This window comes from Streptomyces roseochromogenus subsp. oscitans DS 12.976 (assembly GCF_000497445.1).
GTDB lineage: Bacteria > Actinomycetota > Actinomycetes > Streptomycetales > Streptomycetaceae > Streptomyces > Streptomyces oscitans.
Genome location: NZ_CM002285.1, coordinates 2,165,475 through 2,177,353, shown reverse-complemented (window position 1 = coordinate 2,177,353; position 11,879 = coordinate 2,165,475). Strand labels below are relative to the sequence as shown.

Here is an 11,879-nt window from a genome sequence, read left to right as displayed (position 1 = left end):
CGCCCAGTTCGAGCCGGAGCGCAACATCGCCGTCGGCGACCAGACCCCGTGGGGCATCGCCGCCGAGCTGGAGCGGCTGCTGCCCGGCACCGAATCCGCCTCCTTCTCCGGCGAGGGAGCCGGTGAAGCGGCCCTCGCCGCCTTGCGGGGCCGGCGGATCGTCGCCGTGGTCCGCGACGAGCACCGGCACCCCTGGATGGGTGCCGCCCTCGACACCCTGCTCACCGCCCGCCCCGACACCGTCGTCGTGGAGATGGGCCTGCCGCAGGCCGCCCCGCGCGGCGCCCTGCACATCGCCACCTACGGCGCCGCCCGAGTCTGCTCGGTGGCGGCCGCCGAGGCCGTCGTAGCGGGCTGACCCACGGGCCCATCGGCCGCCCGCCGGCGCGGGCGGCCCACTCGACCTTGCTCTTTTCCCGGATCCCAACCGCACTTGTGTTCCAGAGGAATCGCATGCAAACGCCCCACCCCTTCCTCCACCGAGCCGCCTCCACACGCCCCTACTTCAGCGCCGACGGCGAGACCTACCTCGCCCCGGCCCCCCTGCGCGACCTCGCGAAGTCCCGCCCCCTGCGGGTGCTGTCCGAGGCGGACTTCGCCTTCTGGCAGACGTACGGCTACGTCGTCGTCCGTGAGGCCATCACCCCCGGCGAGGCCAAGCAACTCCTCGACTTCGCCTGGCAGTTCCAGGGCCTCGACCCCGATTGCCCCGAAACCTGGTACGCCGAGCCGGAGTTCCGCTCCGAACTGGACCAGCACCTGTTCATCTACGGCTTCGTCGAGGCCTACCACCACCAGCTCCTCTGGGACAGCCGCCAGACCCAGCGGGTCTACGACGCCTTCGTGGACGTCTGGGACTGCGAAGAGCTGTGGGTCACCCTGGACCGGCTCAACCTCAACCCGCCCAACATACGTACCCGTTCCCGCTCCCTGATCGCACCCACCGACGACGGCTTCGACATAGAACTGCACTGGGACGTCGACACCACCCTCGCCGTCCTCCCGCAGCGCGTCCAGGGCATCATCGCCCTGGGCGACACCCGGCCCGAACTCGGCGGCTTCCAGTGCGCCCCCGAGCTCTTCCGCCGCTTCGAGGAGTGGCGCGTGGTCCAGCCGCCCGGCCGTGATCCCGTCCGGCCCGGCACCGACCGCGCCGAATTCCCGGTGATCCGCCCCGACCTCCAGGCCGGCGACCTGCTCATCTTCAACGGGCTGCTGGCGCACGGCGTCGCACCGAACCTCTCTGACAACGGTGTCCGAGCCGTCCAGTACCTGTCGATGATGCCCGCCCTGGAGGAGCACACCACCCTGCGCGACTCCCGCGTCGACTCCTGGCGCACCCTCGCCACCCCCGAGTGGAACGCCACCCTGCTCGGCGACGCCCGCGAGCCCGAGGCCGACCGCTACGGCCCGGCCACGCTCACCCCGCTGGGCCGGAGACTGCTCGGACTGGACTCCTGGGCCGCCGCCACGGAAGAGGCACAGTGAACCGCGTCTGCCTCTGCCTGCCCACCAACCGGGCCTGCTCCGCCGCCATCGCCGCCCTCCACACCGAGGCCGCCTATGCCACCGACCGCTTCGGCGCCGACGTCCAGCTCCTGATCCTCGACTCCTCCGAGGCCCGCACCCGCGCCGAACACGCCCGGACCGTCGCCGCCCTGCGACCGGTCCCGCACGTGACCGTCCACCACCTCGACGAGTACGCCCAGCGCATCTTCCTGCTCCGGACGATCGAGCGCGCGGGCCTGCCCGACCCCGACCGGCTGCTCCACCTGATGCTCCCACCCGCCGTCTCCTACGGCGCCTGCACCAACCGCGCCTTCCTGCTGGCCGCCGCCCTCGGCTGCGCCTCGCTGCACCGCCGGGACTCCGACAGCACCTACCAACTCCACGCCGGGCAACTGGTGTTCCCGGTCCACCACGAGCTGCCGTACCTCGGCCGCCCCGCCACCGAGGCGGCCGGCGGGGTCACCCGCACCGACCTTACCCCGGAGCTGCTGCACCGCCCGGTCTCCCTCGCCGGAGCCTCCTTCATCGGCGAACTCTCCGTGGACATAGGGGAGATACGACGGCTGGACGAGGACGTGTACTACGACGTGGTCAGTCTCTGGGCACCCGCCGACTGGCCGGAGGACCTCAAACGGGACCTGGTCGAGGAGTCCTTCACCGGCGCGGGCACGGCACCCTTCACCGGCGACCACTCCACCCTCACCCTGGTCGACCCCATGCGCGTCGACATGTGCAACATCGCCTTCGACCGCACGGTGTACGAGCGGATCCCACTGCCACCCGCCACCGACACCATCGGCAGCGACTACTTCCTCCTCCATCTGATCCACGACGCCCGCCTCCCCGGCATCCTCCACAACCGCCACATCGCGAACTTCCACACCCCCGAACGCCGTACCGACACGGGATTCCCGGCCTATCAACGCCGGTTCGTGAAGTTCCTGCTGTCGATGCTCTACTTCCACGACGTCTACGACCGGATGGAGGCGGAAGGCGCCGGATTGCTGGACGAGCGGCATCGGGTGCGGGCCGACCGGATCGTGGAGCTCCTGCGGGAGAGCAAAGACCTGGACCGCACGGAGAACATCTGGCGGCTGGACCGGGTGGATATGGCGTACCGCAAGCTGGGCGGCCGATACGCCACGTTCGCCGACCGACTGGCCGAGGAACGCAATCGGTTACTGGACGAGGTCGAAGCGGACATCGAGGACTACGCGTACCTGGCCCAGGCCTGGCCGGCACTCATAGAGGCGGCCCGCACATGAGCGCCCCCAAGGGGCGCGGGGCTGTGTCTGATGTGCGGCTACCGCCGCGTGGGCGCGACCAGCCACTGCGAACCCTCACCCGACCACTCAGCGGAGCTCTCACCACTGCACTCGCCTCGGGCGACACCGACCGCATCATCTACGACCTCACCGGCATAGAGCACCAATACGACGCGATGCTGAGTGAGTTGCCCGAAACCCGCATCCGCTTCGCCCTCAAGGCCTGCCCCGTCGACGAGGTCCTGCACACCCTCGCCGCCCGCGGCGCCGGCTTCGACGCCGCCAGCCCCGCCGAAATCACCCAAGCCCTCAACGCCGGCGCGCAGCCACCCCGCATCCACTACGGCAACACAGTCAAGTCCGACCAGGACATCGCCGCAGCCCACCGCCTAGGTGTCCGCACCTTCGCCACCGACAGCGTCGAGGACGTCTCCGCCATCGCCGCACACGCCCCAAGGGCACGGGTGTTCTGCCGCCTGGCCACCGGAGGTGACGGCGCGCTGTGGGGCCTGAACCGGAAGTTCGGCTGTGCTCCCGGCGACGCCGTCCGTGTGCTGGCCACGGCCCGCGCGGCCGGTCTCACCCCGGCCGGCCTGTCCGTGCACGTCGGCTCCCAGCAGATGACCGCGGAGGGCTGGCAGCAGGCCCTCGACACCCTCGCCGAGACCCTGACGGCGCTGGCCGGGCGGGGGATCGTACCCGACCACGTCAACCTCGGCGGCGGCCTGCCCGCGCTCGGCTACCAGGACCGGCTCGGCAACCCCCTCGACCCGCCCCTCGACAAGATCTTCACCGTGCTCCGCGAGGGCATGGACCACCTGCGCGCCCTCACCTCCACCCCGCTCGCCTTCGTCATGGAACCCGGCCGCCATCTGGTCGCCGACCACGGCGCCGTACGCGCCCATGTCTCCCGGCTGACCCGGCGCCGGCAGCCGGACGGAACCGAGGCCCACTGGCTCTACCTGAGCTGCGGCAAGTTCAACGGCCTCTACGAAATGGACCAGTTGACGCACCGGATGGTCTTCCCGGACCACCTCGGAGCACAGGAGTACGTCTCCGCGATCGTCGCCGGCCCCACCTGCGACAGCGACGACGCCTACGGCGACGGCCGGCACCCGGTGCGCGTCCCCGCGTCCCTCACCTCCGGCGACCCGGTCTGGATCCTCTCCGCCGGCGCCTACGCCACCAGCTACATGACCCAGGGCTTCAACGGCATCCGCCCGCTGCCGTGCGTCTGCGTACGCGGCCAGGAAGGACAGCACTGACATGCGAGACCTCATACGGGCAGTCACCGAGGCCGACTGGCCCCAGGTCGCGGCCCTGGAGGCCGAGGCGTACGCGGACACCTCGCTCACCGAGGGCGAGGCCGCGCTGCGCTCCCGGGCCGCGGCGGGAACCTGCTTCGTCCTGGACCGCGACGGCCGGATCGCGGGCTATGTACTGGCGCTGCCCTACCCGAGGTTCCACTACCCCGACCTGATCCGGGCCGAGCAGACGGTCCACCACTCCGCCAACCTCCATCTGCACGACCTCGTCATCACCACTCCTCTACGGCGCAGAGGGCTGGGCACCCGGCTGGTCCGCCACCTCACAGACGCGGCCCGAACCCGCGGCTTCGAGACCATGTCGCTGATCGCGGTCGCCGGCAAGGAACCGTTCTGGCGGGCCAACGGCTACCGGCCGCATCATGAGGCGCGCCTGCCGGCCGGTTACGGCAGCGGCGCGGTGTACATGTCGGCGCGGCTGGTCGCACTGCGGGAGGCGAGCTGATGGCCACGCCCTCCTTCCGGCGCGCCAAGTGGTCGATCGCCGCGCTCTTCTGCTTCCTCGGCTTCCAGTACGGCACCTGGGTATCCCGACTCCCCGCGCTCAAGACCCGGCTGGACCTGGGAGCCGGGGAGGTGGGCCTGCTGCTGATGGCCTGCGGGGCCGGCGCGGCGGCCTCCTTCCCGCTGGTCGCCGTCCTGATGCGCCGCCTCGGCTCCCGTCGGCTGTCCCTGGCCTCGGCCGGGTGCCTGATCGCCGTACTGGCGGCCCTGTCCGCCGTACCCGACTACCCGCTGGCGCTGCTGGCCGTGTGCGTGGACGGGGTCGCGGTCGGCTGCCTGAACGTGGCCATGAACGCCCAGGGAGCCGCGCTGGAGCAGACGTACGACCGCACCGCCATGTCCCAGCTGCACGCCACGTTCAGCGCGGGCCTGCTCGCCGCGGCCCTGCTCAGCTCAGGTGTGACGACGCTGACCACCTCCCTCCCGGGCCATTTCGCCCTGGCCGGCGCTCTGTTGCTGCTCCTGCTCGTGTGCGCCCGCCCCGCCCTGCTGACCCACACGGAACCGGACAGACCCAACGAGCCTCGCCGCATGGGCCGTTGGACCCTCCCCTCCTGGACGACCCTCCTGATGGGCTGCGCCATGGCCTTCGGCACGATCACCGAGGGCGCCATGAACGACTGGTCGACGCTCTACCTGAAGGACGAGGTCAAGGCGTCCGCGACGGTGGCGCCGCTGGGCATCGCGGTCGTCTCCGTGATGATGCTGCTGGCCCGCCTGCGCGCGGACCGCTGGCGCACCCGCTTCGGCGACGGCCGGGTGGTCCGGGCCGGCAGCGCCTGCGTCGGCCTCGGCGCGGCCGCCATCACCCCGTGCGTCTACGTCGTGGCCGCAGGCCACGGCTCCGACGCCCTGGCGCTGGTCGCCGCGATGGGCACCACGGGCCTCCTGGCGGGCCCCGCCCTGATCGGCTTCGTGGCGGGCGCGACGAACCTGACCCTGGGCATGACCACGGTTGCCGTATCGGCCCTGATCGTCACGGTGACGGCGTTCTGGATCCCCTGGGCCGGCCGCGTCTCCGTATCCGCCGCCCCCGGGGCTTCAGTTCCGGCGCACGAGAACGCGTAGGGCCCGGACCGGCGGCGGGCTCACGGAACCGCGCAGCACCCCGGCGCCGCGCGCCCGTACCGCGTCCGCGGTGAGCAGTTCGATCTCGACCAGCGCACGCACGAGCCGCCGTCCGGGAGCCGGGATCAGCGTGGGCAGCTCCCGGGCGGCCGTCAAGGAGGCGCGGGCGACGGCGACTTGGTCCGCCACCAGCGCGTCCAAGCCGCCGGAGCGGCCCGCCGCCAGCTCGGCCGCGCCGAGCGAGAAGCGTTCCAGGGTGGCCGCCGGGATGCCCACGCGACCCTCCCGCAGGTCCTCGGCGAGGTCGTTGACGAAGTCGAGCCGCTGGCTGCCGTCGATGAAGGTCCGGCACGCGGCCCGGTACCCCCGGTCGTCGTCATCCGGCCCGAGCAGGTCCGCGACCAGCATGAAGGCGGGGAACGAGTAGGCGTCCACATAGGCCTGATAGTCGGCCTCGGTGGCGAAGCCGGCGAAGCGCAGTTCGGCCGTGGCGGTCTCCAGATAGGTCTCCACGGTCTCGCGCAGCCGAGGCCGGGCGGACACGGTGTGCACGAGCGCACGCAGCAGCGGGGTGTCACTCGTCCCGGTCTTCAACGCCTCCTGCACCCGCTGCTCCCAGTCGGCCCAGGCCGCCTCGCGCTGTGGCAGCGGCCCGGTGTCCAGGACGTTGTCCCCGTGGTGCATCACGGCGGTCATGGCCACCACGTGCGGCAGCAACGGCCCCGGCAGCAGCAGCCTGGCGGCCAGGTAAGCGGTGCGCCGGAATCTCCGCACCAGCTGCCGCTGCCGGTCGTAGTCCGCACGCAGTCCTGGTTCCCGGACGCCGGCCGCGTCCAGGCTCTTCTTCCACCCTCGCATGAGCCGATCGTAGGGCCGGCCCGGCACGCGTCACCGAATGGCGATCACATTCGTGGCCTTCTTGCCGACGACGTCGAAAAGCACCCGCTGCCCCTCGCGCGTGGTCTGCGTCTCCATGCCGGAGAACGGGCGCAGCTCGCCGTCCTCACCGGTGATGATGCCCACGCCGTCCGCGTCGTTGTACACGGCGATCCTTCCGAGCGGCATCGTCCAGTCCTCCGTGGCTCGGTCGTAAGCTCCTGATGTCCCCCGGTGAGCAGAGCATCACCCGCCGTGTCCGGCGGCGGAAGAGGCATACGGCGCGTCGGCCACTGTTTGACTGAATGTCAACCGCCTACCGTCGAACGGGACACGGCCCTGCTCCGCCCACGGCCGCAGGACCCCGACGGGGCACATCAAGCCACGGGGTCAGCCGCCAGACGGATCACCTCGGCCGGCCCGGCGCGGAACGCCTTGTTGGCGGCGTCGGCTTCGACCATGTGGGGGGCGGCGTCATGGGCATCGAGGGCTTGCCGGCCGGCCCACTGTTCGATCAGGACGAACCGGTCCGGGTCGCCGGCCACCTGGTGCAGGTCGTAGCGCAGGCACCCCTCTTCGGCGCGGACGGTCGGGGCGAGGCGTTCGAAGGCGGCGATCTGCTCGTGACCCCGGCCGGGGAGGGTGGTGATCAGGATGACAAGTCGTATCTGCTCTGACATGCGGGCACCGTAACGAGCCCGCTCGGCTTCAGCAGGACATTTCCGAGGCATGGACAAACCCCGCTCCGGCAATTCCGGGGCGGGGTTCTCGCTGTCGGGCGGTCCGGGCTCCTAGATGTCCCGGAAGGTCTCGATCTGCGCTCCGATCGAATTCAGGCGCTCGGCAAGATCCTCGTAACCCCGGTTGATGACATACACGTTGCGCAGCACCGACGTGCCCTCGGCCGCCATCATCGCCAGCAGGACGACCACGGCGGGGCGCAGGGCCGGCGGGCACATCATCTCGGCGGCGCGCCAGCGCGTCGGGCCCTCGACCAGGACGCGATGCGGGTCCAGGAGCTGGAGCCGGCCGCCGAGGCGGTTGAGGTCCGTGAGGTAGATCGCCCGGTTGTCGTAGACCCAGTCGTGGATCAGGGTCTTGCCCTGCGCGACCGCCGCGATGGCCGCGAAGAACGGTACGTTGTCGATGTTCAGGCCCGGGAAGGGCATGGGGTGGATCTTGTCGATGGGGGCTTCGAGCTTGGAGGGGCGGACCGTGAGGTCCACCAGGCGCGTACGGCCGTTGTCCGCGCAGTACTCGGGGCTTCGGTCGTGGTCGAGGCCCATCTCCTCCAGGACCGCCAGCTCGATCTCCAGGAACTCGATCGGCACCCGGCGCACCGTCAGCTCCGACTCGGTCACCACGGCGGCGGCCAAGAGGCTCATCGCCTCGACCGGGTCCTCGGAGGGGGAGTAGTCCACGTCGACGTCGATGTTCGGCACGCCGTGCACGGTGAGCGTGGTGGTGCCGATGCCCTCGACCTTGACGCCGAGCGCCTCCAGGAAGAAGCACAGGTCCTGGACCATGTAGTTGGAGGAGGCGTTGCGGATGACCGTGACGCCGTCGTACCGGGCGGCGGCCAGCAGAGCGTTCTCGGTCACGGTGTCGCCGCGCTCGGTCAGCACGATCGGGCGGTCGGGCCGGACCGTGCGGTCGACCTGGGCGTGGTACTGGCCCTCGGTGGCCGCGATGTCCAGGCCGAACCGGCGCAGCGCGATCATGTGCGGCTCGATGGTCCGGGTGCCGAGGTCGCAGCCACCGGCGTACGGCAGCTTGAAGTGGTCCATGCGGTGCAGCAGCGGACCGAAGAACATGATGATGGACCGCGTGCGTACGGCGGCGTCCGCGTCGATCGCCGCCATCTCCAGCTCGGCCGGCGGCACCAGCTCCAGATCGACGCCGTCGTTGATCCAGCGGGTGCGCACGCCGATGGAGTTCAGCACCTCCAGCAGGCGGTACACCTCCTCGATGCGGGCCACCCGGCGCAGCACGGTGCGGCCCTTGTTGAGCAGGGACGCGCACAGCAGCGCCACACAGGCGTTCTTGCTCGTCTTGACGTCGATGGCGCCGGACAGCCGGCGACCGCCGACGACTCGCAGATGCATCGGCCCTGCGTACCCCAGCGACACGATCTCGCTGTCCAGGGCTTCACCGATCCGGGCGATCATCTCAAGGCTGATGTTCTGGTTCCCACGCTCGATGCGGTTCACCGCGCTCTGACTGGTGCCGAGCGCCTCCGCGAGCTGCGTCTGTGTCCAGCCTCTGTGTTGCCGGGCGTCACGGATGAGCTTGCCGATGCGTACGAGGTAGTCGTCTGCCATGAGGCTGAGGCTATCTCAGATATGAGATGACACCCGTCAGGGGGGTCCATTCGAGTGACGTGACGTCGGTGACGTCTGGCGTTTTACGTCCGACTTCACCCGAAAGATTCTGTCAAATCCGCCAATATCGCCCGAAATCAGGTATGCATGCCAGTCGCGGAGCGATGCGGACCCGGCCCGGTCGGCGCGGGTCATGGATGGCGTGCGTAACAGCCGTGCATGTTAACCGGGTTCACCGGGACGGAGCGGTGGCGACTCGCTTCGTTGCGACCGGACACTGCCCGGTTGCCACACGGGGTGGCAACCGGGCAGTGCCGCAGCCGGGGCTACTTTCCCCTCACCCGTTTCATCATGCTTTCCCCCCATGTCTCTGGTGCGTTTTCCGCGTCTGGGTTCTTCTCGCCTTTGACTGCCTTGTCCCCGGGGCCGAGGTACAAGTCGGCCTCATGCCTCCACGGCCAGCTACCTGCTTCGCCCACCTTGGGTGTGCCTTGGCTGATCCATATATACGTGTCGTTGAGGTAGGGGGCGTGCAGATACGTCTGGTCGGGGAGGGTCACGACGACCCACTCGAGGAGCCACTTGTCGTCACCGCTCGTCTTGAGCGCGATGCGCTGGGGGGTGCCGAAATCGCCTGGCATGGAGACCTGGTAGGTCCTCCAAGAACCGGCCTCGAAATCGTTTGCTGCGGAGTCCAGCTTGACCCACTCCGACTTGCGGTCGGCGCGTTGGAACCGGCAGAGCACGTCGTCGTCGGTACCGGCCCAGTCCTCTTTGGCGGTTTTGATGCTCACGCCGAACACCAGTGGCGTCGCTGCGGCCTTCTGGGCAGCCTTTTTCTCCGCGGCGGCCACTTGCTCGGATTGTGTGTCCTTGCCGGCCATCTTGCCGCCGGTCGCCACGAAGCCGAGGTCGGCGACGCGGCCGAGCGGACCGGAGGAGCCCTGGCCTGTACCGGTGTCCTTGTCGACCTTGCCGCCCGCCACTTGGTATCCGAGTCGGCGGAAGCCCTCGATCAGTCCGGGCGACGGCGGGTCACCCAAGCGCGTCGAGGAGACGAGGTCGCTCAGGCTCTTGCCGTTGGCGTTCTTGATGTAGCGCAGGTCGTACGGGCCGCCGGGTGGTATATCAACGCGCTCACCGCCGCTCTTCTCGTGCTCATAGAGCTCCAGCGTCCGGGTGGTCTTGTTCACCACACAGGTCACCGAGTCGTTGAAGCTGGAGTCCCCGGCGTCCCTGAAGTTTCCGACCGACTCGTCGGCGACCAGGACCCTGCCCGGGACGGAGTTGTTGCAGTTGGGGTGGTCGTACAGCGCGTAGTAGCCACGGGGGCACGCTTCGGAGCCTTTCCCACGCTTGATCGTCTTGGTCATGTGGACCCCTTCGATCACGTGATCGGTGAACTCTCGGTGACCACTGTGGGCGTGCGCTCGCCCCCTGGCACGCGCACTAGGCCATTCGAGTGAAGCCGACCACCCTGGGTGCCCGTCTGTGCGAGAGCCTTCTGGCCAGGTGTGGATTGCGACATCTGCACCGGCGGCCGGAAAGGCCCTCAGGCTAGGTCAGCCGGTTGGGCGGTAGCCCGACGACGGCCGGATCACGGCTGGGTTCCATCCGGGTACGGGGCGTACGGGTCGTTGCAGCCGCCACGGTCGCCATCCCAGTCCTGGCCGCCGTACCAGTGCAGCGTGGCCCACTCGGTGCAGCCGCTGGAGTTGACCTCCGCACCTGCACGCCAGGCGTCGGGGCTCGGCGTGCCGTGGGTCCACTGCGTCGCCTCGAAGTACCACTGGGTGTAGCTCGTGTTGACGATGCCAGATGCCAGGAGCGGCCCGTAGGGGGAGCTGACCTTGATGGTCGCCGTTCCGCCGACCCGGTTGATGAAGTCCTGGTTCCACCACCAGTAGACGCCCACATGATCGGTGCACTGGTTCCAGTACTGCTGGACCCATCCGGCGGTGATCCAACCCTGCCAGCCGTACGGTGCCTGGTCCCCGATCCAGACCCGCGGGTTGCACGTGGTGGTCACGCTCGGTGTCGCCGTGCTCGTGCGCGGAATGTGGTGCTGCGCGGGGTGAGCCGCGCCGCTGGTGACGCTGATGGTTGCGGGCGCGGCGTCAGCGGCGGTCGCCGTGGTGGCGGCGCCGAATGCGGTTCCGCCGGCGAGAGCGAGCACGGCGGTGGTCATGGCGATGGTGCGGCGGAACTTGCGTGCTCTAGGCAGTGCAGACACGGTTTCCCCTCGTCTCGTGTTGCCGGTGCGTGCGCAACGGCATTGACTGCGCGGTGCTTCTGGAGCGCCAACAAACGTGGCCGGTAGCCCATCGCGCCGGAACGGGCTGAACAACACGGAGGCTACGAAAACGTGTCCTTGGGCCGTCCTGGATTCGTCCTAGCCTCGATCTTGCGTGACGGTCTGCCGACGAGTTCCCAGCGGAACGCTGCGTCTGCCAGCTTCGTTACGAGGTCAGGGAGTTGCTCTCGTGTCCAGCGCTGACTCTCTTGTCTGCGAACGAGGTAAGAAGAAAGGCCGACATCGACGTCCAGTCGACGTGATGTTGTGGCCGTTGTCATTCAGCGCTGGGTGGTGTTGAAGGCGGAGGTCGGAGGGGGCGGCTCGGCGGCTGGGCCGGCATTCACAAGGGTTTTTGCCAGGACCTCCGTCGAGCGTCCGCTGAGGGCGGCGTAGTCAGGCGCGTGCCGCCGCCGCTTGCTCCCCTCGCGCCAGTGCAGCCACAACGGCTGGGAGGTGCGGTCCCGCTCCAGCCACGACTCGTGGCCCACGTGCCCGCCGGTGGTCACCGCGTAGTACCAGCCCGGGAAGCTGCGGTCGCCCTTGTTCCAACGGAACCCGCGTGCTCAACCTTCGCCGCGAGAGATCAACCCCGCCCGTGCATGACCATTCCGCGCCCATGTACTAGAGTTATCTCGACATCGAGATATCTGCCTAGGCGCACCGCAGCCGTCACCCACTAAGGGTTACCTAACTTAGCCTTACCTTAGCGGATTGG

At 69.3% G+C, this 11,879-nt stretch carries 12 protein-coding genes and 1 pseudogene; 6 read left to right on the top strand and 7 right to left on the bottom strand.

What is annotated here, in order from left to right; genetic code table 11:
- The 6 genes and pseudogenes from M878_RS59390 to M878_RS59365 all read left to right on the top strand — a co-directional run.
- Positions 1-358, top strand: a pseudogene (locus M878_RS59390) (glycoside hydrolase family 3 protein); the annotation flags it as partial.
- A 95-nt stretch (positions 359-453) separates the two neighbouring features.
- Positions 454-1,488 carry a phytanoyl-CoA dioxygenase family protein gene (locus tag M878_RS59385; protein ID WP_023545986.1) on the top strand — a complete coding sequence of 345 codons (1,035 nt, stop codon included), beginning with the start codon at positions 454-456 and terminating at the stop codon, positions 1,486-1,488.
- Positions 1,485-2,774: a DUF6271 family protein gene (locus M878_RS59380; protein WP_023545985.1), complete on the top strand. Its 1,290-nt coding sequence runs from the start codon at positions 1,485-1,487 to the stop codon at positions 2,772-2,774. The genes M878_RS59385 and M878_RS59380 overlap by 4 nt, the downstream gene beginning before the upstream one ends.
- The gene (locus tag M878_RS59375; protein ID WP_031224618.1) at positions 2,771-4,039 is read left to right on the top strand and encodes a type III PLP-dependent enzyme; all 1,269 of its coding nucleotides are present in this window, start codon (positions 2,771-2,773) and stop codon (positions 4,037-4,039) included. The genes M878_RS59380 and M878_RS59375 overlap by 4 nt, the downstream gene beginning before the upstream one ends.
- Before the next feature lies 1 nt (position 4,040).
- Complete coding sequence (locus tag M878_RS59370) at positions 4,041-4,544, top strand: GNAT family N-acetyltransferase (protein WP_023545983.1); 504 nt, start codon at positions 4,041-4,043, stop codon at positions 4,542-4,544.
- On the top strand, positions 4,544-5,671 hold the full coding sequence (locus M878_RS59365; protein ID WP_023545982.1) for an MFS transporter: 1,128 nt from the start codon (positions 4,544-4,546) through the stop codon (positions 5,669-5,671). The genes M878_RS59370 and M878_RS59365 overlap by 1 nt, the downstream gene beginning before the upstream one ends.
- Here the strand turns inward: M878_RS59365 and M878_RS59360 are convergent.
- The 7 genes from M878_RS59360 to M878_RS59335 form a co-directional block, all read right to left on the bottom strand.
- Positions 5,645-6,529, bottom strand: a complete 885-nt coding sequence (locus M878_RS59360; RefSeq protein WP_031224617.1) for a phytoene/squalene synthase family protein — start codon at positions 6,527-6,529, stop codon at positions 5,645-5,647. The two genes, M878_RS59365 and M878_RS59360, sit on opposite strands and share 27 nt — an antisense overlap.
- A 30-nt stretch (positions 6,530-6,559) precedes the next feature.
- Positions 6,560-6,736, bottom strand: coding sequence for a cold-shock protein (locus M878_RS98285; protein ID WP_023545980.1), 177 nt, complete (start codon positions 6,734-6,736; stop codon positions 6,560-6,562).
- 188 nt (positions 6,737-6,924) lie between these two features.
- Positions 6,925-7,227: a putative quinol monooxygenase gene (locus tag M878_RS59355; RefSeq protein WP_023545979.1), complete on the bottom strand. Its 303-nt coding sequence runs from the start codon at positions 7,225-7,227 to the stop codon at positions 6,925-6,927.
- 111 nt (positions 7,228-7,338) lie between these two features.
- Positions 7,339-8,868, bottom strand: coding sequence for a helix-turn-helix domain-containing protein (locus M878_RS59350; RefSeq protein ID WP_023545978.1), 1,530 nt, complete (start codon positions 8,866-8,868; stop codon positions 7,339-7,341).
- 326 nt (positions 8,869-9,194) lie between these two features.
- Entirely contained in the window at positions 9,195-10,241 is a 1,047-nt protein-coding gene (locus tag M878_RS59345) for a PLAT/LH2 domain-containing protein (RefSeq protein WP_023545977.1), read from the bottom strand.
- A 224-nt stretch (positions 10,242-10,465) separates the two neighbouring features.
- Positions 10,466-11,101, bottom strand: coding sequence for a hypothetical protein (locus M878_RS59340; protein WP_158692675.1), 636 nt, complete (start codon positions 11,099-11,101; stop codon positions 10,466-10,468).
- A gap of 341 nt (positions 11,102-11,442) precedes the next feature.
- A complete protein-coding gene (locus tag M878_RS59335; protein ID WP_023545975.1) occupies positions 11,443-11,670 on the bottom strand; it encodes a hypothetical protein in 228 nt (75 codons plus the stop codon).
- Positions 11,671-11,879: the final 209 nt, after the last annotated feature.

Coding starts and splice junctions, on each gene's coding strand:
- M878_RS59385 (WP_023545986.1), top strand. CDS start 454: ATGCAAACGCCCCACCCCTTCCTCCACCGAGCCGCCTCCACACGCCCC.
- M878_RS59375 (WP_031224618.1), top strand. CDS start 2,771: ATGAGCGCCCCCAAGGGGCGCGGGGCTGTGTCTGATGTGCGGCTACCG.
- M878_RS59370 (WP_023545983.1), top strand. CDS start 4,041: ATGCGAGACCTCATACGGGCAGTCACCGAGGCCGACTGGCCCCAGGTC.
- M878_RS59365 (WP_023545982.1), top strand. CDS start 4,544: ATGGCCACGCCCTCCTTCCGGCGCGCCAAGTGGTCGATCGCCGCGCTC.
- M878_RS59360 (WP_031224617.1), bottom strand. CDS start 6,529: ATGCGAGGGTGGAAGAAGAGCCTGGACGCGGCCGGCGTCCGGGAACCA.
- M878_RS98285 (WP_023545980.1), bottom strand. CDS start 6,736: ATGCCGCTCGGAAGGATCGCCGTGTACAACGACGCGGACGGCGTGGGC.
- M878_RS59355 (WP_023545979.1), bottom strand. CDS start 7,227: ATGTCAGAGCAGATACGACTTGTCATCCTGATCACCACCCTCCCCGGC.
- M878_RS59350 (WP_023545978.1), bottom strand. CDS start 8,868: ATGGCAGACGACTACCTCGTACGCATCGGCAAGCTCATCCGTGACGCC.
- M878_RS59345 (WP_023545977.1), bottom strand. CDS start 10,241: ATGACCAAGACGATCAAGCGTGGGAAAGGCTCCGAAGCGTGCCCCCGT.